This is a genomic window from Catenuloplanes japonicus (assembly GCF_000717135.1).
Classification (GTDB): domain Bacteria; phylum Actinomycetota; class Actinomycetes; order Mycobacteriales; family Micromonosporaceae; genus Catenuloplanes; species Catenuloplanes japonicus.
This window is the reverse complement of sequence record NZ_JNXY01000017.1, coordinates 62,275-85,378: the sequence shown is the minus strand read 5'-3', so window position 1 is coordinate 85,378 and position 23,104 is coordinate 62,275. Positions and strand designations below refer to the sequence as shown.

18 protein-coding genes are annotated in these 23,104 nt (G+C 72.2%); 9 read left to right on the top strand and 9 right to left on the bottom strand.

Annotation, left to right across the window (positions count from 1 at the left end):
• Positions 1-25 precede the first annotated feature (25 nt).
• Both OP04_RS23820 and OP04_RS23815 read left to right on the top strand, forming a co-directional pair.
• Positions 26-427 (top strand): hypothetical protein, encoded by a 402-nt coding sequence (locus OP04_RS23820; RefSeq protein ID WP_051798805.1) that lies wholly within the window; start codon positions 26-28, stop codon positions 425-427.
• A gap of 62 nt (positions 428-489) precedes the next feature.
• Positions 490-2,478, top strand: a complete 1,989-nt coding sequence (locus OP04_RS23815) for a tetratricopeptide repeat protein (protein ID WP_157240234.1) — start codon at positions 490-492, stop codon at positions 2,476-2,478.
• Here the strand turns inward: OP04_RS23815 and OP04_RS23810 are convergent.
• Positions 2,444-3,073 carry a TetR/AcrR family transcriptional regulator gene (locus OP04_RS23810; protein WP_033342030.1) on the bottom strand — a complete coding sequence of 210 codons (630 nt, stop codon included), beginning with the start codon at positions 3,071-3,073 and terminating at the stop codon, positions 2,444-2,446. The genes OP04_RS23815 and OP04_RS23810 overlap by 35 nt on opposite strands.
• An 80-nt stretch (positions 3,074-3,153) precedes the next feature.
• Between OP04_RS23810 and OP04_RS23805 the strand changes: the two genes are divergently transcribed.
• The 3 genes from OP04_RS23805 to OP04_RS23795 all read left to right on the top strand — a co-directional run bounded on the left by OP04_RS23805 (position 3,154) and on the right by OP04_RS23795 (position 6,440).
• Positions 3,154-3,885 (top strand): SDR family oxidoreductase, encoded by a 732-nt coding sequence (locus OP04_RS23805; protein ID WP_033342029.1) that lies wholly within the window; start codon positions 3,154-3,156, stop codon positions 3,883-3,885.
• A gap of 489 nt (positions 3,886-4,374) precedes the next feature.
• Positions 4,375-5,262 (top strand): SDR family NAD(P)-dependent oxidoreductase, encoded by an 888-nt coding sequence (locus OP04_RS23800; protein WP_033342028.1) that lies wholly within the window; start codon positions 4,375-4,377, stop codon positions 5,260-5,262.
• Positions 5,262-6,440: a PQQ-dependent sugar dehydrogenase gene (locus OP04_RS23795; RefSeq protein ID WP_157240232.1), complete on the top strand. Its 1,179-nt coding sequence runs from the start codon at positions 5,262-5,264 to the stop codon at positions 6,438-6,440. Before OP04_RS23800 ends, OP04_RS23795 begins: the two co-directional genes overlap by 1 nt.
• On the opposite strand, the gene OP04_RS23790 is transcribed toward OP04_RS23795, so the two are convergent.
• Positions 6,404-7,240: an SMI1/KNR4 family protein gene (locus tag OP04_RS23790; RefSeq protein ID WP_051798803.1), complete on the bottom strand. Its 837-nt coding sequence runs from the start codon at positions 7,238-7,240 to the stop codon at positions 6,404-6,406. The two genes, OP04_RS23795 and OP04_RS23790, sit on opposite strands and share 37 nt — an antisense overlap.
• A 736-nt stretch (positions 7,241-7,976) precedes the next feature.
• On the opposite strand from OP04_RS23790, the gene OP04_RS23785 reads away from it, so the two are divergent.
• Both OP04_RS23785 and OP04_RS23780 read left to right on the top strand, forming a co-directional pair.
• Positions 7,977-8,765, top strand: a complete 789-nt coding sequence (locus tag OP04_RS23785; RefSeq protein WP_232323711.1) for a DUF4142 domain-containing protein — start codon at positions 7,977-7,979, stop codon at positions 8,763-8,765.
• A 183-nt stretch (positions 8,766-8,948) separates the two neighbouring features.
• Positions 8,949-9,824, top strand: coding sequence for a pyridoxamine 5'-phosphate oxidase family protein (locus OP04_RS23780; RefSeq protein WP_033342027.1), 876 nt, complete (start codon positions 8,949-8,951; stop codon positions 9,822-9,824).
• On the opposite strand, the gene OP04_RS23775 is transcribed toward OP04_RS23780, so the two are convergent.
• The 5 genes from OP04_RS23775 to OP04_RS23755 form a co-directional block, all read right to left on the bottom strand.
• Positions 9,814-10,371 carry a TetR/AcrR family transcriptional regulator gene (locus OP04_RS23775; RefSeq protein WP_051798801.1) on the bottom strand — a complete coding sequence of 186 codons (558 nt, stop codon included), beginning with the start codon at positions 10,369-10,371 and terminating at the stop codon, positions 9,814-9,816. The genes OP04_RS23780 and OP04_RS23775 overlap by 11 nt on opposite strands.
• 34 nt (positions 10,372-10,405) lie before the next feature.
• On the bottom strand, positions 10,406-11,662 hold the full coding sequence (locus OP04_RS23770) for a PQQ-dependent sugar dehydrogenase (protein ID WP_033342026.1): 1,257 nt from the start codon (positions 11,660-11,662) through the stop codon (positions 10,406-10,408).
• A gap of 19 nt (positions 11,663-11,681) precedes the next feature.
• Positions 11,682-12,668: a Gfo/Idh/MocA family protein gene (locus OP04_RS23765; RefSeq protein ID WP_033342025.1), complete on the bottom strand. Its 987-nt coding sequence runs from the start codon at positions 12,666-12,668 to the stop codon at positions 11,682-11,684.
• A gap of 74 nt (positions 12,669-12,742) precedes the next feature.
• Positions 12,743-13,876 carry a hypothetical protein gene (locus OP04_RS23760; protein WP_232323710.1) on the bottom strand — a complete coding sequence of 378 codons (1,134 nt, stop codon included), beginning with the start codon at positions 13,874-13,876 and terminating at the stop codon, positions 12,743-12,745.
• 186 nt (positions 13,877-14,062) lie between these two features.
• Positions 14,063-15,025, bottom strand: coding sequence for a catalase (locus tag OP04_RS23755; protein WP_033342023.1), 963 nt, complete (start codon positions 15,023-15,025; stop codon positions 14,063-14,065).
• A 295-nt stretch (positions 15,026-15,320) separates the two neighbouring features.
• Between OP04_RS23755 and OP04_RS23750 the strand changes: the two genes are divergently transcribed.
• On the top strand, positions 15,321-16,121 hold the full coding sequence (locus OP04_RS23750) for an SAM-dependent methyltransferase (RefSeq protein WP_033342022.1): 801 nt from the start codon (positions 15,321-15,323) through the stop codon (positions 16,119-16,121).
• 16 nt (positions 16,122-16,137) lie between these two features.
• A complete protein-coding gene (locus tag OP04_RS54770; protein ID WP_033342021.1) occupies positions 16,138-17,082 on the top strand; it encodes a helix-turn-helix domain-containing protein in 945 nt (314 codons plus the stop codon).
• Between the two features lie 18 nt (positions 17,083-17,100).
• Here the strand turns inward: OP04_RS54770 and OP04_RS23740 are convergent, their stop codons facing one another.
• Positions 17,101-18,519, bottom strand: a complete 1,419-nt coding sequence (locus OP04_RS23740; RefSeq protein ID WP_033342020.1) for an amidohydrolase family protein — start codon at positions 18,517-18,519, stop codon at positions 17,101-17,103.
• Between the two features lie 72 nt (positions 18,520-18,591).
• Positions 18,592-23,046, bottom strand: coding sequence for a glycoside hydrolase family 2 TIM barrel-domain containing protein (locus OP04_RS23735; protein WP_232323709.1), 4,455 nt, complete (start codon positions 23,044-23,046; stop codon positions 18,592-18,594).
• Positions 23,047-23,104 lie beyond the last annotated feature (58 nt).

Here is a 23,104-nt window from a genome sequence, read left to right as displayed (position 1 = left end):
ACGGTCACCCGGTGGAGAGGGCGGGATGTCGAACATTCAGTTGATCGTGGCGGCGTTGGCGGCGGGGGCGAGCGTCGGGGTCACGAACACGGCGGCGACCGTGGTGCAGGATGCGTATGCGGGGCTGAAGAGCCTGCTGCGGCCGTGGGTGCGCGGGGACGCGCGGGCGGCGCTGGAGGCCGACGAGACCGAGGCGGAGGCGTGGCAGGACCGGCTCGGTGAGGAGCTGCAGGCGTCCGGTGCGGCCGAGGACGAGCACATTCTGGAGGCGGCCCGGCAACTGCTGGCCGCGGCGGACCCGGCGAGAGCCAGCACGTTCCACATCGAGGTCGGCACGAACCACGGCGCGATCGGCGGCGAGTTCTCCGGGCCGGTGACCTTCCATCAAGGGCCACCGAACCACCCTCCGCAGCCGGCGACGGAGTAGGGTCTCCCGTCCCCGGCACCCCCGCCGACCCGATTCTGCACGCCGGCACCAACCACGGCGTGATGGCCGCCTCGATCGGCATCCTCAACATCGACGGCCGGCCGCCGGTCAGCTGGCCGCACCGCGTCGGCGTCGTGCCGGCGGTCGCGGACGGGCGGCAGCACCGTGCCGTCGACGACCTGCTGGCCGCCGCGGAGACGGCGCACGGATGCCAGGTGCTGACGGGGCTCGGCGGCGTCGGCAAGACGCAGCTCGCCGCCGGGCTCGCCCACCGCTGCTGGCAGGACCGCACGATCGACCTGCTGATCTGGGTGTCCGCGACCTCCCGGGAGAACGTCGTCTCCGTCTACGCACAGGCGGCGGCGGACGTCACCGGTACGGACGACGACGACCCGGAGCAGGCGGCCGCCCGGCTGCTGGCCTGGCTCGCGGGCACCGCGCGCCCGTGGCTGATCGTGCTCGACGACGTCGCCGACCCCGCGGACCTGCGCGGCCTCTGGCCGCCGGCCACAGCCACGGTCACCGGCCGCACGGTCGTCACCACCCGCCGCCGTGACGCCGGTCTGCTCGCCGGACGGCAGGCCGTGGACGTCGGCCTGTTCAGCCCGGAGGAGTCCGAGGCCTACCTGCACCGCAAGCTCGCCGACCGGCCCGACCTGTCGGAGGGCGCCGCCGCGCTGGCCACGGACCTCGGGCATCTGCCGATCGGGCTGGCGCAGGCTGCGGCGTACCTGCTGGATCGCGATCTGTCCTGTGAGGACTATCGGCGAAGACTGGCCGACCGCCGGCGCCGCCTCGCCGACGTGCTCCCCGACTCGGGTGGCCTGCCGGACGAGCATCAGGACACGGTCGCGGCCACGTGGTCTCTGTCGATCGGCACCGCGGACCGCCTTCCGCCGGACAGCCTGGCCCTGCCGGTGCTGCGGATCGCCGCGCTGCTCGACCCGAACGGCATCCCCGCGGATCTGTTCCGCACCGACGCCGTGCGCGCGTATCTGACCGGGCAGCGTGACGCGGCGGTGGAGGACACCGACGTGCACGACGCCCTGCACCTGCTGCACCGGTTCAGCCTCGCCACGCTGAACGCCGACCGGTTGCGCGTGCACGCGCTGGTCCAGCGCGCGGTCCGGGAACACACGCCGGACGACCGGCGTGCCGCCCTGGCCACCACCGCGGCCGACGCGCTGCTGGCCCGCTGGCCGGAGGTCGAGCGCGACCAGTCCTACGCCCAGGCCCTCCGCGCGAACACCGCCGCGCTGAGCACCCACGCCACTCCCCACGATGCGGACGGCGACGTGCACGAGGTGCTGTTCCGCGCCGGCCAGAGCCTCGGCGAGACCGGCCAGGCCGACGCCGCCGTCGCCTATTTCACGAGGCTGGGCGACGCCGCCAAGCACCACCTGGCCTTCTGGCGTGGCGAGGCCGGGGACGCGGAAGGCGCCGCCGCCGCTTTCGCCGAGCTGCTGGCCGACCACGTCCGCACGCTCGGCCCGGACCACCCGGACACGCTGTCGGCGCGCGGCAACGCCGCCTTCTGGCAGGGCCAGGCCGGAGACCCGGCCGCCGCTGCCGCCGCGTTCGCGGATCTGCTGGCCGACCACGTCCGGGTACTCGGCCCGGACGACGCCGGCACGCTGATCACCCGCGCGAACCTGGCGCACTGGCGGGGCGAGGCCGGCGACGCGGACGGCGCGGCGGCCGCCTACGCACAGCTGTTCGCCGACCACCTCCGGGTGTCCGGCCCGGACGACCCGCAGACGCTGATCGTCCGCAACAACCTCGCCCGCTGGCAGGGCCTGACCGTGGGCCCGGCCGAGGCCGCCGCCGCGCTGGAGCAGCTGGTGGCCGACCAGACGCGGGTGATCGGCGCCGACCACCCCGACACGCTGATCACCCGCGCGAACCTGGCGCACTGGCGTGGCGAGGCCGGGGACCCGGCCGGTGCGGCGGACGCGTTCGCGCAGCTGCTGACCGACCAGCTCCGGATCCTCGGCCCGGACCACCCGGAAACGCTGATCACCCGCGAGAACCTGGCCGCCTGGCGGGATTAGGCCCCGCGCCGTCCAGCGCGTTGTTGACCAGCGCGACCGCGTACGCCTCGTCGAGCGGCGCGTCCGGGATCAGCAACCGGTTGTAACAGGCGCCCCAGAGTTGATCGACCAGGATGCCGAGGTCGATGTCGTCGCGCAGCTGTCCGCGTTCCCGGGCCTTCTCGAACGCGGCCAGCGCCAGCGCGCGCCTCGGCGCCGAATAGTGCTTCGAGAACGCCGCGGACAGCTCAGGGTCGGTCTGCGCGTTGCCGATCAGCCCGGCGATCACCGCGCCCGTGCCGTCGCGGTTCAGCAGCCGCACGAACGCGCGCAGCTGTGACGTGAGGTCCGCGCGGATGTCGCCGGTGTCCGGGAACTCCAGCTGCTGCGCGCTGTGCGCGAAGAACGCCTCCGCCGCCAGCGCGCCCGCGGACGGCCACCACTTGTAGAGCGTCATCTTGCTGCTCCCGGCCGCGGTGGCGACCCGGTCGAACGTGACGGCTCGGATGCCGCTGTTCAGCAGCAGGCCGGCGGCGGCGCGCAGCACGGAGGCGCGTACCTCCGCGGCCGGCCTGCGCCCGCGTCCGCGCCGTGCCGGTGCTTCGTCGTGTGACATGTCCTCCAGATTAGTGGACAGGTTGTCTTTATCGGGCTACCTTCATATGGACACCTAGTCCATATAACCGAGGGGTACCCATGTCTGACACCCGGATCGCGATCGTCACCGGCGGCTCGGGCGGCATCGGCCGCGCCGTCGCCGAGCGGCTCGCCACGAACGGCGTCGCCGTGGTCGTGCACTACAGCGGCAACCAGGCCAGGGCGGACGAGACCGTGGCCTCGATCGTCGCGGCCGGCGGGCAGGCCACCGCGTGCGGCGGCGACGTCGCCGACCCCGACGCGATGGCAGCGCTCTTCCAGCACGCCACCGACGTGTTCGGCGGCGTCGACGTGCTGGCACACACGGCCGGCATCATGCCGCTCGCGCCGATCGCGCAGATGGACCTGGACACGTTCGACCTGATCCAGCGCACCAACGTCCGCGGCACGTTCGTCCTCAACCAGCTCGCCGCGCGCCGGCTGCGGTCCGGCGGCGCGATCATCAACTTCTCGTCGTCGCTGTCCCGCCTGCAGATGCCGACCTACGGCCCGTACGCCGCCTCCAAGGGCGCGGTCGAGGCGATGGCGCTGATCCTCGCCCGCGAACTGCGCGGTCGCGACATCACGGTCAACGTGATCGCGCCCGGCCCCACCGCCACGCCGCTCTTCTTCGAGGGCAAGTCCGAGCAGGTCATCAACCACATCGCCAGCCTCAACCCGATGGAACGCCTCGGCACCCCCGCCGACATCGCCGAGGTCGCCGCGTTCCTCGCCGGCCCCGCCCGCTGGATCAACGGCCAGGTCCTCTACACCAACGGCGGCGCCGCCTAGCAGCGGATTCGCAAGATCAAATTCAAGTTCATCGTCCCGCTTCCGGCGTGGTCCGGCAGCGTTGCTCCCGCGGGCAAACCTCGCCGTGCGCCAAGACTCCGCTGGCGCTCCGCTTGCCTCCCGGCGTCGGAGCCGGTTTCGCCGTGGCCGGGGAAGAGCACGCGAGTCCCGCCGTGCTCGCGTCGGCCGAGGCGTCGCTCGCACCGCCGCCGGTGGTCCCCGCTGCGGCATCCCCTCGGTGATCAGGGCGTCCCTCGTGCCGCTCCAGCCACTACAGGGACGCCCTGATCGCGGGAAGGGTGCCCGGAGCTGTGCGGGCGGGCGGGTTTTGGGTGAAGCCGGTGTGGCGCGGAAGTGGAAGGGAGGAGCGCCAGCGACGACCGGTGCCCGCGGGAGCGTGCGGACCGCCACCACCGCGAAGTGGGAATATCCGCTTTTAGGGTTTTTACTGCTTTTTGTCTATTAGTGACGTTGGGAAAGGTTGTGGCAATGTCTGTTGTACTTATCACCGGTTCCAGCACCGGCATCGGGCGTCTCGCGGCGCTCACGCTCGCCAGGGCCGGGCACAGCGTGTATGCCAGCATGCGCGGCATCGACGCCCGCAATGCCGCCACCACGGCCGAGTTCGAGAGGATCGCGGCGGCGGAGGGGCTCGATCTGCGGGCGGTCGAGCTGGACGTCACCTCGCAGGAATCCGCGGACCAGGCGGTCCGGAGCGTGGTGGCGCATGCGGGGCGCCTCGACGTCGTGATCAACAACGCGGGGCACCTGTACGTCGGCTATGTCGAGGCGTTCACCGACGACGATCTCACGCATCTGATCGACATCAACGCGGTCGGCGCGCACCGGGTCAACCGGGCGGCGCTGCCCTATCTGCGGGCGCAGCGCTCCGGCACGCTGCTCTACGTCGGCAGCACGATCATCGTGACCACGCCGCCGTTCCTCGGGCCGTACGTCGCGTCGAAGGCGGCGTTCGACGCGCTGGCGGTGGTCACCTCCTACGAGGCGTCGCAGTTCGGGATCGAGACCAGCATCGTCATGCCGGGCGCGATCACCCAGGGCACCTCGCACTTCCCGAACGCCAGCCGGGCGACGGACGACGCGGTCACGGCCGCCTACGCCGTGCTGGATCCGCTGGTCGCGCGCAACGAGGAGGCGACCGCGAGCCTGGTCCGGCCCGGGATCGACCCGGATCCGCAGGTGGTCGCGGACGAGATAGCCCGGATTCTGGACCTGCCGCGGGGTGAGAAGCCGTTCCGGTCGGTCGTCGACTTCACCGAGGCCGGCGTGGACCACGTGATGGCGTTCGCGGACCTCACACGTGAGGCCTTCGTCGAGCGCCTCGGCTTCGGCGAGACGCTGCGGCTGGGGGCCTGATGACCGGCATGACCGGCGTGACCCGCAGGTCTGGTCGTCGTCGACTGCCGATGGCGAGCCTGGCAGCGGCCTTCGTTCTGGCCGCCTGCAGCGCCGACCCGGCAGAAAGCCCGGCGGGGAGCCCGGCAGCACGCCCGAATCCTGCTGCCGGCGGCCCGATCGCCACGCTCGGCGAACCCGCGGAGCTGACCACCGGGCTGGCCGCGCCCTGGGGACTCACGTTCCTGCCGGACGCGTCCGCGCTGGTCTCCGAGCGGATCACCGGCGAGATCAAGCGCATCCCGGCCGAGGGCGGCGCCGCGACGACCGTGGGCGTGGTCCCGGACGTGGTGGCGAGCGCGGAGGGTGGCCTGCTCGGCATCGTCGCCTCGCCGGACTTCGCCACGGACCGGACCGTCTACGCCGCAGTCTCCGGCGCCACCGAGAACCAGATCGTGGCGCTGCGGATCGGCGCGGACTTCCGGTCGCTGACCCGCGAGCGGGTGCTGCTCGGCGGCATCACCACCGCGGATCGGCACCACGGAGGCCGGCTCGCGATCGGCCCGGACGGGCACCTGTGGATCGGCACCGGCGACGCGTTCGCGCCGGAGAACGCGGCCGACGACACCTCGCTCAACGGCAAGATCCTGCGCCTCCGTACGGACGGCACGGTCCCGGACGACAATCCGACGCCCGGCTCGCCGATCTTCTCCTCCGGGCACCGCAACGTCCAGGGGATCACGTTCGGGCCGGACGGCACCGCGTACGCCTCCGAGCTCGGCCACCGCACCTGGGACGAGGTCAACGTGCTGCGCGCCGGCCGGGACTACGGCTGGCCGGAGACCGAGGGCGTGCAGGGCGACACCGGCGAGAAGCCGATCTGGACCGTGCACCCGGACGACGCGTCACCGTCCGGCATGGCCTACGCCGCGGGTTCACTGTGGATCGGCGCGCTCGGCGGTCAGCGTCTGTGGCAGCTCCCGGTGGGCGGGGACGCGGAGGCGGTCCCGCACTACCGGGACACCTACGGCCGCATCCGCACGGTCGAGGTGGCTCCGGACGGCGCGCTGTGGCTGATCACCTCGAACACCGACCGGGCCACCTGGGGCGGCACCGGCCCGCGGCCCGGCGACGACCGGATCCTGCGGGTGGAGGTGCGCGATCAGTCCAGCACCCAGCCGAGATCGTCGCCGGCGTAGTCGCGGGAGGACGTGAGCCGGCAGCCCATCGCGGGCGCGGCGCGCTGGGCGGCCTCACGCACGGCGTCGAGATCCTCGGGCGGGAAGGCGAAGCGGATCTGGTGCCGGTAGGCGGTCTCGTACATGACCCGCCAGCGGCAGTCCGCGGTGGCGAGCTTGTCCTGCCGGGACGCCTCCGGGCCGGCCCGCATCAGCAGCCGCGCCGGGGCCAGCGCTTCCAGCAGCGCGGCCAGCCGCACGTCGTAGGGCGGCAGGTTGCTGCGGGACAGGCCCACGGTCGCGTACGCCAGCTCCCGGGCCGGGTCGAACCACTGCGCGGTCGCGGTGAACTCGGCCGGGAAGACCTCGGGGATCCGTCCGGACAGCCAGCCGTCCAGGAACTCGGCTACTCCGGTGGGGTAGAGCTGCCACTCGGCACCGCGCGGCTGCCAGACGACCACGGGCCAGGCGTCGGGTTCGCCCTCGGTCAGCCAGCACATCCGGTCACCGTTGCTGGTGGCGCCCCAGATCAGAATGCCGCCCGGCTCGGGGTGCAGCAGATAGGGGTAGTCCTCCGGGTCGTCGTCGCGGTAGTCGCGCTCCTCGTCGAGGATGTCCCGGTTCTGCGCGATGAGCACGTCCGGCGTGAGCAGGGAGACCAGATCGCAGAACTCGCCGGCACCGTACCGCCGGATCAGTTCTTTGAAGTCAGCCGGGAGCGGCGTGCCGAGCGCCGCCTCGATGGAGCCCCAATCGGCACCCACATGAATCGGTGCGGCGGGTGGCCTCACCCGCCGCACCAACTCGTCGATGATCGTCACACCTGAGGACCCTAGGGGATGGGCCCTCGGCGATCAGCTCATCGTGGCATCACGCACCGCCGTGGACATCCCGCAGTACGGCTTCAGGACCCGCGTCTTGCGGCTTTTGAGCCACGGGCCGGTAACGGCTTCCGATCGTGATCAACGGTCCGTCAATGTTCCGTGCTCGGGCACCATGAGATGACATATCCGGCATCGGCCGCCGGATCCTGGCGCAGCGGCCACCCGAGCCTCGCCGCTCAAGCGCTCGTCGCGAATGGGCCACGGAGTCGGGAGCAGCACTGCCGGACCGCGCCGGAAGCGGGAAGATCGTGGTCGGGGTTGTCTTCCGGCTGACGCGAATACCGGCGGCGAGGTGCGGAGTGGACCATCGCGTGCGCGGGCTCGGGGTCTGGGGGCGTTCCCAGGTGGGCTCAAGCGCCCGCGGGGAGCAGCTGCTGCCGGACCGCGCCGGAGGCGGATCGTGGTTTCCTGTCACGGCTCTGCCTCTTGCTGACGGGCTGAGCCGGGGTGGATTCTCTCCGTGGCGGGCGGGTTCTCCGAGAAACTTCGGGAGCCGACCCATCCGGATGGCGACGGGTTCCGAATCGGTTCTGCGCCGTCGGGGGGAGGAGTCGGGACCTTGGTCCCGGAAACTAGGGGCCATAGGCCTCTTGTTTTCTTCTCGGCGAGGTGATCCCTACGCGGATCCTGTGCGTACTCATACCCAGCGAGTGCCGATGTCGAGGAGGAACCCGTGTTGTGGTGGCGGCGTGTATGGGCCCCGTTGATCGTTTCGGCCGGCCTGGTGCTCGTGCAGTCGGCTGCGGCCCAGGCGGCCGAGCCCGGCGTTCCGGTGCCGCCCGGGGAGTTGATACCGGACACGGCGACGGGCGATCTGACCGACGCGGACATCGACCTGGTGGTCAAGGTGCGTCTGGCGGGGCTGTGGGAGATTCCGGCCGGCGAGATGGCGCAGGAGAAATCGGACAATCCGAAGATCCAGGAGATCGGCGCGGACATCGCGGCGCAGCACGAGGAGCTGGACAAACTCGCGCGCGCTGCGGCGAAGAAGCTTGACATCAAGCTGCCGAACGAGCCGAACAAGGACCAGCAGGGCTGGCTCGACGAGATGGACGCGGCCGAGGGTGAGGAGTTCGACCAGATCTACATCGACCGGCTCCGTGCGGCCCACGGCAAGATCTTCCCGGCGATCGCGACGATCCGGGCCAGCACCCGCAACGACACCGTGCGGCGGCTCGCGCAGCAGGCCAACCAGTTCGTGGCCACGCACATGACGCTGCTGGAGTCGAGTGACATCGTCGACTTCGAGGCGCTGCCGACCGCGCCGAACCCGTCGGCCGCCGCGTCGAAGGCCCCTGGCCAGTCGCAGTCGCTCAACAACGTCGCCGACACGCAGACGCTGCAGAGCAGCCGGAACCTGACGATCGCCGTGGTCGCGATCCTGCTGGCCGGCGGCGCCTTCCTGGTCTGGCGGACCATGGGCGCGCAGTCCCGCCGATCCCGGCGCCGCTCCCGCTTCTGACCCGGACGGCGGCGTAGGTCCGCCATCGACGGAGATCACGGAGTGCCGCGAAAGCCACTTTCGCGGCACTCCGTCGTTGTGGCGGGGGGAGTGCCGACGGGCGTGAGGCGTCGCACTGTCGGCTCATTTTTTACCAAACGTTTGGTAATTTTAGAGCCGTTTCGACTGTGGGGGTGGATCATCATGTCGGTCTTCCACTGGGGAGAGCTGGAGGCCCAGGCCAGGGCCGGGTTCGGTGAGCGGGCGTCGGCCGTGTCCCGGCTGGTCCGGCCGTGGCTGCCGCACGGCGCCGACGACTTCCTGTCGCACCAGAACCTGCTGGTCGTCGGCGCGCAGGACGACGACGGCCGGCTCTGGGCGTCGCTGTTCACCGGGCCTCGGGGGTTCGTCAGCGCGCCCGACGACGAGTCCGTGCACGTCCGCGCGCTGCTCGACGCCGACGATCCGGCCGCGCCGCTGACCCGCCGCGAGGGCAGGCTCGGGCTGCTGGCCATCGACCTGGAGACGCGCCTCCGTCTGCGGGTGAACGGCGCGGCCACGCCGGCGCCGGACGGTCTCCGGCTCGCCGTCGCGCAGGCCTTCCCGAACTGCCCGAAGTACATCCAGAAGCGTCACGTGGTCGAGACGGGGGATTCGGTGCCGGGCGTGAGCGTGCGGACGCCCGCGCTGACCGCAGAGATGAGCGACCTGGTCACGGACGCGGACACGTTCTTCGTCGCCTCCGCGTCCGACACCGGAGACCCCGACGTGTCGCACCGCGGCGGGAACCCCGGGTTTGTCGAGCTGCTGTCGCCGGCGAGGCTGCGCTGGGCCGACTACGCGGGCAACAGCATGCTGATGACGCTGGGCAACATCATCGAGAACCCGCGCACCGGGCTGCTCCTCGTCGATTGGGCGACCGGGACGACGCTTCAGCTGACCGGCCGCGCCCAGGTCCGCTGGCCCGAGGGTGAGACCGGCCCGCGTGCGGTCGAGTTCGAGATCGACGAGGCGGTGTATCGACCACGGTCCCTGCCGGCGCACTGGTCCGCGCCCACGCCGTCGCGGTTCAACCCGTGAGCGTCCCCGGCAGTGCGTCCAGGGCCAGCTGAAACTCCGCCGGATCGTCCAGCACCCTGGCCACGACCAGCGAACCCTCGATGTGGACCAGCGCGGCCCGCGCCCGGCGTGCGGCCTCCGGCGCGGAGGCCCCGGCACGCCGGGCGACGTCGGCCATCGCGGTCAGCCAGGTGGTCGCCAGGCGCGCGGCCCGGTCCCGGACCTCGTCCGGCGCGCCGCGCAGCGTCATCGTGTCCAGCACGCAGGCGAGCCGCCCGTCCGCGTAGAACGTGCCGACCCGGCGGGCCATCTCCGCCACCGCGACCGACGGCGCGTCCTCCGAGGTCAGCGGCGCGAGGATGGTGCCGAACGCCTGCTCCACGGACTCCAGCACGGCCATCGCCATGCCGGGCTTCCCGCTGGGGAACCGGTGGTAGAGGCTCGCCCGGTGCAGCCCCGACGCCGTGGACAATGCGGTCAGCGAGGCGCCCTCGTAGCCGAAGTGCCGGAAGACCTCGCCGAGATGCCGCAGCAGGACCTCGTCGTCGATGCTCGGTGTGCGACCCACCCCCGAAGATTACCGAACATCCGGTAAAGAACCGTCAGGCCGGCGTCAGGCGGTAGATCAGGCCGGCGGCGTCGTCGGAGACGTAGAGCGCGCCGTCCGGTCCCGGGACCGCGTCCACGCTGCGGCCCCACCGGGTGCCGTCCGCGTTCTGGAAGCCGGTGACCAGCGGCTGCGGCGTGGTGAGCGTGCGCCGGTGCTGGTCCCACGGGCTGTAGACGACGGACGGCTCACGAGGCGGCGTACGGTTCCACGACCCGTGCGACGTGATCAGCGCGCCCGGCGGCAGCACGACCCCGCCGGTGAACGCGAACCCGAGCGGCGCGCTGTGCGCGGGCAGGCCGAGCGCGGTCCGGCTGACCGTGCCGCAGTCGAGCGCCGCGCCGTCCGGGTTGTGCACCGGCTGGTTCACGTAGCCGACACCGCCGGCCCTGGTGTCCGGCAGGCAGTAGGGCCAGCCCAGCTCCGCGCCCGGCGTGATCCGGGCGACCTGGTCGACCGGGTTCTCGTTGATGTACGCCGGAACCTGCTGACCGTATTGCCCGGTGTCGTCCCGGTACGGGTACGGCTGGTTGTCCGACTGGTTCACCGCGGTCCACAGTGTGCCGTCCGGCGCGAACGCCAGGCCCGAGCCGTTGCGTACGCCGGTGGCGATCGTCCGGTTACCGGTGCCGTCCAGCCCGGCCTGGGCGATCGTGGCGCGCTCCGGCGTACCCGTGCGATCTATGGGGTCGTCGTTCGTCCGCGAACCGAGGTTGTAGAAGACCTGGTCGCCGCGCACCACCACGGTGATGCGGTCGTGCCCGCCGGACGGCAGCCCGTCGACGATCACCCGCTGACCCGACACCGCGCCGGCCGCATAGTCCCACGCGAGGATGCGCGTGCGGTCGCCCACCAGGAGGATGTGCCGGCCGCGCCGGGTGGCGACCGTGACGCCCTGCGTGTGCTGGAGGCCGCCGACCAGCGTCGTCACGGCCGGTCCCTGACCACCGGACGCGGGCGTGAGCAGCGCGATCGTGCCGGCCGCACCGGTCGAGACCAGCAGGCGGCCGTCCGGCGTCCAGGCCAGGCGGCGGGCACCGGGCACGTTGGCCCAGACCTCGGCGGACCAGCCGGCGCGCAGATTCAGCGACCGGCCGGCGGCGGCACCGGGGTCGACACCACCGGCCACCGTCAGTGCGACCGGCGACAGCGCGCCGGGACGCTCCGAGGTGAACGCGCCGAGCGTCAGGACCAGCCCGAGCGACAGCACGGCCGCGGCGCCGGACCGGAGGGGCGTGAACGAGTGCGACATCGCCGCATTATATCGACGTCTATCGACTTTTTGCGATGCGGTCGAGAATTCGGTGCGCACGGACGGCGTCGCGGAACGTCGGCGCGTTGTCCAGGTCGGCATACAGATAGGCCAGGTCGCGGACGATCTGATCACGGGGGAGACCGTCCAGTTGCCCCGGCACCGGCAATTCGCGCACAGCGTCCCGAACGGTGTTGTCGTCGCGCGGGAACGTCCGGTCGTTGGTCAGGCGCAGCACGCCGCGTGTGCCGGTGATCTCGATCTGCAGGCCGGTCGGCGCGGCCTGGCCGCCCTCGATCTGCACCTGGAACAGGCCGCCACGCTCGAGCGCGCCCATCACCATGATCTCGTCGAGGTTGCCGTTGGTCACGGTGGCGCCGGTGTCCTCGAGGTGGATGGTGCCGAACCGGTTCCGCCCGATCGCGGTGAACTCATCGGGCGGGCCGGCGAGGTGGAACAGCATGTCGAGGAAGTGGCCGCCGTAGATCGCCAGCAGGTGAGTGAAGTTGCCCGGATCGAGCGTCCACTCGGCCGCGCTGGACCGGACCGGCCCGAAATCGTCGGTGCCGACCACCATTCGCGCGCTCCGGACCGTACCCACGTGGCCTTGATCGATGAGGTCGCGGGCGTGGCGGACGCTCGGCGACATCCGCCGTTGCAGGCCGACGACGTGGCGCACGCCGCGGGCCTCGGCCAGCGCCAGCAACGCCTCGGAATCGGCCGTGGTCGTGGTCAGCGGCCACTCGGCGAACACGTCCTTGCCCGCCTCGACGGCCGCGCGCACCAGCGGCGCGTGCGCGGGCGCCCGGCTCAGCACCGCGACCAGGTCCACGTCCGGATCGTCGGTCAACCGCTCCGCCGTCTCCCGCACCCCGGCCTCGCTGCGCCCCGCGACCGCCACGATCTCGAACCCCGGCAACGCCCGCAGCGCCGGGATGTGCGCAAACCTCGTCCAGAATCCCCGCCCGATGATCCCGACACGGATCGGTTGCTCAGCCCTGCTCACGGCCGTCGGCGCCCCGGAACGCTGACCGTGCGGGCGGGCACCCCCGTGAGTGCCCGCCCGCGCGGTCGTCGTGGTCAGGAGCAGAGCGGGACCACGTCGGACGGGAGCTGGTTGTCCCACCACTCGAAGAAGATGTTGGGCATGTAGCCGCCGACCTCGGGGAGGTAGGTCCACCAGTCGTTGACCAGTCCGTCGATGTCGACCAGCTCGCCCTGGACCTGGCAGGCGACGCGGACCTCCTGCCAGCTCGGCACCGTGCCGGTCTGCGGGGACGACAGCGACGTGGTGGCGTAGACGGCCACGTCGTCGCCCCAGGTGCCGAAGAACGTGCCGGACTCGGGCTGCGGCAGCGGCGGCGCGAGGCGGGCGCCGTGGACGGGCAGGCCGCGGACCAGGTTCGTCAGGGCGTAGCCGGCCTGCGCGTAGCTGGTGCCGGGGCGGTGCGTGCTCAGCGCCACCACGATGGTGCGGTGCCCGGCGCCGACCGTGCCGGTGGTGTGCAGCGCGCCGCTGGTGTAGTCGACCTCCTGCTCGTGCGTGCCGCCCGCGGTCCGTGCCGCGGCCGCGTCCACGCAGGTGTCGCGCGGTGCGCTGCCGAACAGGACCCAGCCCTGCTTGACCGCGGTCGGGTTGGTGAACGCGGACCGGATGCCGAACGACTGGTCGAACCCGTCGGTGCCGCACGTGGTGGCCTGCGACAGGTTGCCCATGACCAGGCTGCGGACCCGGGCCGGCGCGTCGTCGAGGACGTAGCGGTAGACGCGCACCAGATCCTCGGCGCTGACGCCGGTCGAGCCCCAGCCGTAGTCCTCCGGCGGCGGCGTGGTGTTGCGCAGGTCGAGCCGGGCCACCATCCGGTCGACGATGAGCTCGCCGCCGTTGCGGTCCCAGAACTCCGAGGCCGCGGCGTCGTCGCTGCTGCGCAGCATCGAGTCCACCAGCGCACGGTCCTCATCGGACGGTTGCCGGTCCCAGGTGAGGTCCAGTGCGATCAGGAGCTTGACGAGCGACGCGGACCGGAACTGCTTCGTCGCCTGCGACCGGTGGGTGAACCGGCCGGTGGTCCGGTCGAAGACGGCGACGCCGGCGTCCATCGTGGAGGTGGAGGCGGCGGCCGGCGCGGGGACCTGCATGATCCCGACCGTCGTCAACGCGAGCGTGGCGGCGGACAGGGCCAGCCGTCGCCACGGGGTCATTCCCGTACTCATCGAGCAACTCCAGATCGTCGGTGGGGACTTCCGGTACCAACACGTCCTCACCACCCCCACCCGTTGCACTGAAGTCGAGAAAATTTCGGATGACTGTCCTCAGTAGACTCGCGAAAGCCCGGTCACGTCCCGCACGACCTCCCGGGTACGCTCGCCGGCCACGTGGCCGGCGAACAGCGGGCGGGGTCAGTGCTTCTGCCGGCCCTTCGCGCTGGCCGCGTAGACCGCGCGGCGGGCGCGGTTCAGGTTGCCCAGCGGCCGGAACTCGGCCGGGGCGTGCCACGGGCTGAACGCGAGCCCGTCGACATGATCGCCCGCGGATGCGGAGAGCGCGGGGATGGTCAGCGTGGCGACCGGGGTCCACGGGCCGGTCCACTCCACGGCGCCGTCCTCGATCGGGGTCGCCTCCTCCGAGACGAAACGCTGCACGTCCAGCGAGAATCGCACCGGCCCGCGCGCCAGCCGGGCCTCGAAGTCGCGCGTCAACCGGTCCGGTGCGTCGGCCGGGACCGGGGCCGCCGGGGCCGGCGGGTCGAGCGGGCTCAGCCGGAACCGGACCGGTCCGGCGTCGCCCCACAGGATCGCGCCCCGGCTCCAGTACGACTCCAGCGCCAGGCTCTCGCACCGGCGGCCGGCCCTGCGGAGGTTGCCGAGGATCCGCAGCGTCTCGGCCGGCCCGAACGCGGCCAGCATCCGCGGCACCGCCAGCACCCGCGGGCCGGCCCCGATCGCGGCGACGGTCACGAACTGCGCCGCGTTCCGCACGTGCGAGACCGGATAGCTCGTCGCCAGCAGGTCGTGCTCGCCGCCGCCGGGCAGCGCGATCTTCAGCGCGGCCCCGCGCAGGTCGGCCGCGGTGTCCGGGCGGGCTACCCCGGCTGCGTTCGACAACCGGACCGTGGCCGTCAGACGCGCGCCGGCCCGGAAGGCGCCCACGTGCAACTCGGCGGGCAGGTCGTCGGCGAACACCAGTTCCGCGCCGGTCGCCCCGGCCACGGTCTTGGCGTGCAGCGTCCGGTGCGTCACGGCCGACCCGGACGACCGGGTGTGGGCCGTCTGCACCGCGACCATCCTCCGCGCGTACTCCTGGAACCGCAGCTCCTCGGCCTCCACCGAGCCGCCGTCGTAGATCTCACGCCAAGGCTTCATAACCGCTGATCATGCAACCACCGGTCGCACGGCGGGACGGCGGCCCTCACGGCTCGCGGTCGCGCCGGATGCCGTCCTCGATGAGGGCCTGGGACATGGCCGCGAACGGGGCACCGGATGAGCGCGCCGCGGACGATCGCGGGGATCGCGATGAACACCTGCGACCCGCGCCCGCCCGATTCAGGACCCGCCATGCCGACACGGTACGCACCGCGCGCCCCCGACCGGGTACCGCGCGGCGTCACCATACCCGATAATCCACCGTGGTGGATGTCGCACGGCCGGGGGGAGAGCCATGGGTGACAACGGCGAGGATCTGCGGACGGATGTGCCGCACACGGCGCGGATCTGGAACTACTGGCTCGGCGGCAAGGACAACTTCGCCGCGGACCGGCAGGTCGGCGACACCGTGCGGGAGATCTTCCCGGTCGTGATCGAGCTGGCCCGCGCGGACCGGGAGTTCCTCGGCCGGGCCGCGCGTTACCTGACCGCGGAGGCCGGGATACGGCAGTTCCTCGACATCGGCACCGGTCTGCCGACGCAGGACAACACGCACGAGGTGGCGCAGCGGGTCGCGCCGGAGACCCGGGTCGTCTACGTCGACAACGACCCGCTGGTGCTGGCGCACGCGCGGGCGCTGCTGTCCAGCTCGCCGGAGGGCTCCACCGACTATCTGCACGCGGACCTGCGCGACCCGGAGACGATCCTGGCGCGGGCCGCCGAGACGCTCGACCTGACGCAGCCGGTCGCGATCATGCTGCTGGGGATCATGCATTTCATCGCGGACGACGACGAGCTGCAGCGCATCATCGACCGGCTGCTGGCGGCCGTACCCTCGGGAAGCTTCATCGCGGTGGCGAACACGACCACGGCGGTCAACGGTGCTACCACGGCCGAGGCCGTGCGGGTCTGGAACCTCGACGCCCAGCCGAAGCTGAAGCTGCGCACGCCGGAGCGGATCGCCGCGTTCTTCGCCGGGCTTGAGGTGGTGGAGCCGGGCTGGGTCTCCTGCTCGCGCTGGCGGCCCGAGCCGCTCCCGGACGGCAGCCTGCCGATCGAGGTCGACCAGTGGTGCGGCGTGCTCCGCAAACCCTGAGGGGCATACTCGGAGGGTGACGACCGGGTCCTTCGTGTTCGACGGCGCGCGTGCGCCGGTGGCCGAGTTCGGGCGGCAGTGGGACGACAAGGTCGGGTCACGGTTCGCGATGCCGCACTTCAGCGACGCGACGCTGGCCGACTTCCGGTTCCGGTTCCGGGTGACGCGCGTGCAGGACACGGTGTCGGTGCGGATCAACGGGACCACGCCGGCGCGGACCGCGGGGCCGCCGTGCCGGGACGAGGAGTTCGTCCGGCTGTGGGTGGTGCGCCATGGCGCGCTCGCGCTCGGCGGGGCGCGGGAGGACAACCTGCACACCGTACCCGCGGGAGGATTTCTGATCCGGCACGCGGAGCCGCTGGCACACTTCCGGACGCCGCCCGGCACCACGGCCGACGTGGTCATCCTGCCGGCCGCGGCGCTGTTGCCGCTGCTCGGCGGGCGGGTGGTCACCGGCCCGGCCAGGACGGCGGAGGTGCGGCTGCTGGCCACGCACGCGGAGATGGTCCGCCGCACGCTCGACGACCTCACCCCGGCCGGCGCGGAGACCGCGCGGAACATGCTGATCGAGCTGGCCAGGGCCGTGGTGCGCGGCGGTCTCGACCTCGCCGACGGGCGGCTCGCGGGCACGCTGGTCCAGGCCGCGAAGGACGCGGCGCGGCGGCTGCTGACCGATCCCGGGCTCACGCCCGCGGTGCTGGCCCGGGAGCTCAACGTCTCGCTGCGCACGCTGCAGCGCGCGTTCGCCGCCACCGGCGAGTCGATCATGGGGTACGTGCGGGACCAGCGCCTGGCCGAGGCCCGCGACGCGCTGATCGCCGCGCCCGGCCGGCTCGGCGTGGCGGAGGTGGCGGCACGCTGGCAGTTCACCGACGGCAGCCACTTCACCAAGAGCTTCAAGCGGCGGTACGGCCAGACGCCCGCCGAGGCCGTCCGTGCGGCTCGGCGGGCGCCGGGCTGACCAGGCGCCTCGGGCGTCTCAGGCGTTGATGCCGTACCGATAGGGGTTCTCGATCAGCGCGATGTCCGGCTGGTCCGGCGTGATCCCGGCCTTCCACGCCGCCTCGTCCATGCTGGCGCGCAGGTGGTCGACGCTCTCCTGCACCACGCGGCGCGCCTCGGCCAGCTGCGCGTCCAGCAGCAGCACGCCGTCGCGTTTGACGATCGTGCCGTCGACCACCACCGTGTGCACGTCGCCGGCGCCCGCCTGCTGCACCACGTGCCCGGCCGGGTGGATGATCGGGAACATGGCCGGGTTCCGGTCGTTCTTGATCAGGACCAGGTCCGCGCGCCTGCCCACGGTGATGCTGCCGATCCGGTCGTCCTGCCCGATCGCCTCCGCGCCGCCGCGCGTGGCGAACCGGAGCACGTCGTCCGCGCGCAGCTCGTTGTCGGTGACGGTCGCGCCGGCCGCGTGCGCCTCGAGGTGGCCGAGCGCGCGGTCCGCGCCGAGCGTGGCGCGCATCGCGTGGAACATGTCGCCGCTGACCAGCACGCTGCTGTCCGTGGACAGCGACGTGGAGATGCCGTGCCGGCGCAGCCTGCGGGTCGGCGAGTAGCCCTGCCCGGCCGCGGACTCGCTCTCGGTGGCGACGGAGACGTGCCCGCCGGTGGCCGCGATGCGCTGGTAGGAGTCCTCGGACAGCGACCCGGTGTGCACGTAGATCACCCTGTCGCTGAGCACGCCGTGGTCGGCCATCCGGCGCAGCCCGGCGTCGTCGGAGCCGCCCCACACGCCCGCGTGCGTGTTGACGCGCACGTCCAGCTCCCGGGCCACGTCGAACGCGGCCTGCTCCGGGAACGCCGGGTCGGTGCTCATGTCGAACGCGATCTGGAAGCTCAGCAGGTCGTTGCCGGTGATCCGCCGGTCGACGAAGTCCCGGAACTCCTTGGTGCCGGACCACTCCCACGGCCCCTGCGCGTAGTTGCCGTACGCGAGCACGAACCGGCCCGGCACCCGGGTGAGCGCGTCCACGGCCGCGTCCGCGTACGCGGTGGTGCGCAGCCCGTGCGACCAGTCGACCGTGGTGGTCACGCCCGCGTTCATCGACTCCAGCGCGGCCAGCAGGTTGCCCGCGTAGACGTCCTCCGGCCGGAACCGGTGCACGTGGTTGATGTAGTAGAAGTAGAAGTAGTTGGTCAGCGTCCAGTCGGCGCCGTACCCGCGCTGCGCGGTCTGCCACATGTGACGGTGCGTGTCGATCATGCCAGGGATCAGGATGCCGCCCGCGGCGTCGATCTCCACGGCCGAGGCCGGCGCGTCGAGCCCGGCACCGATCGCGGCGATGCGTCCGTCCTGGACGAGCACGTCGGTGTCGTGCAGCGCGTCCCGGCCCGGCTCCATGGTGAGCACGATCGCGCGACGGAAGACGACGGATTTCTGCTGGTAGATTGTCACGCACCGTAGCCTATGAAGGCCTCGTCCTCGTGGGCGTGGACCTGCGCGCCAACCGCCGGTATCTCCGCGACGTCAGGTGCAGAACAGCCGTGCCGCACCCCAGTCCGCATGATCCGCGCCGTTGCCGTCCCCGGCATCCGTCACCCGCAGCTCCAGTGTGGACGCGCCGGTCAGGTCCGCGGTGATCAGTTGCGGCCCGTTGTTGCCGGTCAGCACGCCGGTCGCCGCCCGCCGGACCCCGTCCGCCCACACCTCGAACACCACCGACCCGGACCCGCCCATCTCGTCGTCGACGCCCACGTCCGCGCGGAACGACGTGCACGCGCCACCCAGGTCGAGCGTGAGCCGGGAGAGCGCGTGCGCGCCGACCCCCTTCGCGTAGACCGTGCCGCCGACCGTGAGCGGCCCGCCGTCGGACGCGCCCTGCTCGCCGTTGCTGCGGTCCCGCTCGATCGGCCCCCACCCGTTCGTGACCTCGGTGAACGCCAGGTCGCTGAACCAGCGTGCGCCCGGCGGCAACGGCGTGACGACCCGGGCGGTCGCGGTCGTGGTGGAGACGAACCCGCCGGCCGACGTCGAGGTGACGGTCGCGGACAGATCAAATTCGCCGACGTCGGTACGCTCCGGCGCGGTCACCGTGAACGTCTTCGCCCCGGTCGGCGTGACGGTCCAGCCCTCCGGTGCGGTGAGCGTGACGCCCACGTCCGTGACCGGGGTGGCGCACCGGTCCGTGACCCGCACCTCGACCGGCTCCGGCGTGCCCGGCAGGACCGTCCCGTCGGCCACGATCGTCACGTCCGGCGGGCAGGGCGCGGCCACGGTCGAGTCGATCACGCCGGTCCGCGCCTCCCGGCCGGTGAGCGGCCGCAGCACCAGCTCGTAGGCGTGCCGGGCGGTGGGGGAGACCCGGTACGGCGTGAGCACCGAGTTCGGCGTCTCGCCCATGCCGGTCTCGCCGGCCTCGGCGTGCAACGTCACCCAGCCCCGGTTGCGGACCAGCGGCAGCTGATGGTCGTACTCGGCCCGGTCCAGGTCGTCGTAGGGCGTCACGGACACGTCCAGGTCACCGCCGACGAGCAGCCCGGCCGTGCCGTCGCTGAGCGTGGCCCAGCGCGTGCCGGTGTGGTTGCCGTACGCCTGCGGCCGCGAGTACTTCACGTACTCGTCGTCCACGGTGGACTTCCACACGCCGGTCCGCGTCCCGTTGTGGCGGTCGTTGTAGCTCTCCTCCGGGCCCTCGCCGTAGTAGCTGAACCGCTGCATGCGGTCCGGCAGCCGCAGTTGCACGCCGACCCGCGGCAGGTAGGGCAGCGCCGACACGCGCGACCCGGACGCCCGCACGTCGTGGGCGAGCGTGATCGTGCCGCGCGCGTCGATCTCGTACCGCATGGTCTGGTCGAATCGCAGCAGCCCCGGCACGCCGGTCGCGGTGCCGGCGAACGAGACGACCGCCTGCGCGCCCTCGGTGGTGACGGTGGTGCCGGTGACGGCCGTGGTCAGCCGGTCCAGGCCGAGGTCGTGCCAGACCTCGCGGTCGGCCGTGCCCCAGCCGTAGGTCTCGTTGCTGGTCGGCGGCCGGTAGACGTCCAGCGCCGGGCCGGACGTCAGCAGCTCACGCCCGCCGACGCTCATCGATGTGAGCGTTCCGCCCTCGAAGCGGTAGCGCCAGCCGTCCCCGGAGACGGTGATCCTGTCGCCGTCGCGGGTGACCTCCGGGCTACCGGTCGCCACCCCGGGCAGCACGCCGGGCACGACCCGTCCGCCGACGGAGAACTGGTCGCGGCCGAGCACCCATCCGGCCTTCGCCCAGGGCAGATCGGTCACGCTCTCCGCGGTCAGCGTGAGGTGCCGCTCCCGGTCGGCAGGGTTGCCCACCGAAGGAATCGACAGTTCGGTGGTCGCCCCGGGCGCGAGACGCACCCGCCGGTCGCCCTCGCGCAACGTCCGGTCGATCTCCGCCAGCGTCCACCGCAGCCGCAGGTCGAGCGCGCCCGCGGTCTGCTCGTTCGTCACCCGGTAACGGCCGCCGCCCAGGTCGGTGAACCGGACCGGCGCCTGCGCCCACGCCATCTCCACGGTCTCCGGCTGCACGTACCGGTCCGAGCCGACCAGGCCGTCCGTGCCGGAGATGCTCACGCCGAGCGACAGGAAGTCGCCGCGCCGGTCGAACCGGTCGAAGTCCAGCGCCAGGACCAGGTCGTCTCCGCTGTGGATGCGCACGTCGTCGATCAGCGCCCGGCCGAGCCGCGTGGGCGCGCCGTCCTGCTGCGTCTCCGCGTTCCGGCCGATGTTCACCTCGTAGAGGCCGGGGTCGACCGCGCCGGACCGGGCCGCGCTCGCCACCTCGGCGCCGTCGATGAGCAGGCGCTGCGTGCTGCCGTCGTAGACGCCGGTGACGTGGTGCCACGACCCCGCCCATCCCGCGGGTACGTCCGCGGCCACCGTTTTCCAGCCGGCCACGTCCAGACCGAATTCGAGCGTGTCCGCGTCGCGCATCTGCAGCGCGTACCCGTTGCCCTTGGTGACGATCGGCAGGCTGCCCGCCCACTCGCCCGGCTTGACCCACGCGTCCAGCGTCAGCGGCCCGGTCAGGTCCAGCCGCCGGTCCCGGAACACGTCCACGAAGTCGTCCAGACCGGACAGAACCAGCGCCTGGCCGCGATGCCCGGGTGCCAGACCGGGCTTCCCGACCGCGAACGCCTGGATCCCGGTCGGCGACGGCGTGGTGAGCAGCGGCTGGCGCAGGTTCTGCTCGGCCCAGTCCCAGATGAAGCCGCCCTGGATGTTCGGCACCCGCCGGGCCAGCGCCCAGAAGTCGGCGAAGTTGCCCAGGCCGTTGCCCATCGCGTGCGCGTACTCGCCCATCACGATCGGCTTGTCCGTGCTCGCGGCCCGCTGCTCCAGCCGGGCCGGCGTCGGGTAGCGCGGGCCGGCCACGTCCGCGTACGGTGCGTCACCGTCCGGGCTGTTCGACTGGTGGTAGAGCACGCGCGTCGGGTCGTTGGCCGTGGCCCAGTCCGCCATCGCCTGGTGTGCCGCGCCCAGGCCGGCCTCGTTGCCGGTGTCCCACATGATCACGCTGGGGTGGTTGCGGTCGCGGGCGACCATCGCCTGGAAGCGGTCCGCGAACGCGGCCTGCCACTCCGGCCGGTCGGCGAGGCAGTCGGACGGGCACGACTCGTGCGCGTGCGTCTCCGCCTCCATCTCGTCGTCGACCCACAGGCCGTAGCGGTCCGCGAGCCCGTACAGGTACGGGTCCGACGGGTAGTGCGAGGTCCGGACCGCGTTCAGGTGCAGGCTCTTCATCAGGAACACGTCGTCGCGCTGCCGCTGGCGCGTGTTGTAGCGGCCGGTGTCCGGATCGGTCTCGGCCCGGTTCGTACCCTTGATGAGGATTCTGTGGCCGTTGACCAATAGCTGCCGGTCACGGACCTCGACCTCCCGGAAGCCCACCGGCTGCGACGTCACGTGCAGTCGTCGCCCGGCAGCGTCGAGCAACTCCAGGACCAGTGCATACAGGTGCGGATCGTCGGCACTCCACAGATCGGGAGCGGTGACCGGCATACTGATGTCGGTGCCTTCGGCGACGCCCCTGGTCCGGCCCCGATCGTCCTTGAGCGTGGCCCGCACCCGCGAGGCCGTGCCGTCCACCTCGACGTGCGCTTTCAGGACCGCGTTTTTGTATGAAGCGTCCAGATCCGTGGTGATGTGCGCGTCGCGCAGCCGGGAGGTCTCGGTGCGGTACATCCACACGTCGCGGAAGATGCCGCTGAACCGCCACTGGTCGTAGTCCTCCAGGTAGGACCCGGCGCCCCACCGGTGCACCTGCACCGCGATCGTGTTCCGCCCCGGCCGCAGCAGCGCCGTCACGTCGAACTCGGCCGGCGTGTAGCCGCCCTGGTCATAGCCCGCGTAGCCGCCGTTGACCCACAGGAACCAGCCGCTGGTCACGCCCTCGAACCGGAGGAAGACGCGCCCGCCGTCCCAGGTCGCCGGCAGGTCGACGGTGCGCAGGTAGGCGGCGGTCGGGTTCACGTCCCGCGGCACACGCGGCGGGTCGTCCGGCCAGATCTCCTCCGGGATGTTCCGGAACATCGGGTGGTCGATGAAGTCCGACTGCAGAGTGTGCGGCACGCTGACCGCGGGCCAGCCGCGCGCGTCGTAACCCGCGGTGCGGAACGCGGCGGGCACGTCGCCGGGCTTGTCGAACAGCCGCATCCGCCACTCACCGTTGAGCGGCGTGACGAACGGGGACGTCGCGGCCCGCTCGCTGACGTCGGTCGCGGCCGTGGTGGCGTCGCCGTAGGGGCGCAGGTCCACGTGCGGCGCCTGCTGCCCCTCGCCGATCCGCCCGGGGTCGTCGAGGTAGGCGTAGACGTCGTCGGCGCTCTTCGGCCCGCCGGCCGGGTCGACCGGCGCGGTGATCACCGGTGTGACGGCCGCGGCCGGCAACGCCTCCGGGATCACGCCGAGGCCGGCGAAGAGCACCACGACCATCGCGTGCACGGCGAACGACCTCGGACGCACGGCGCCTCCCCTGTGAACCACGGCTCGGCGAGCCTCGGCCAGAGAAGACTATGAATCT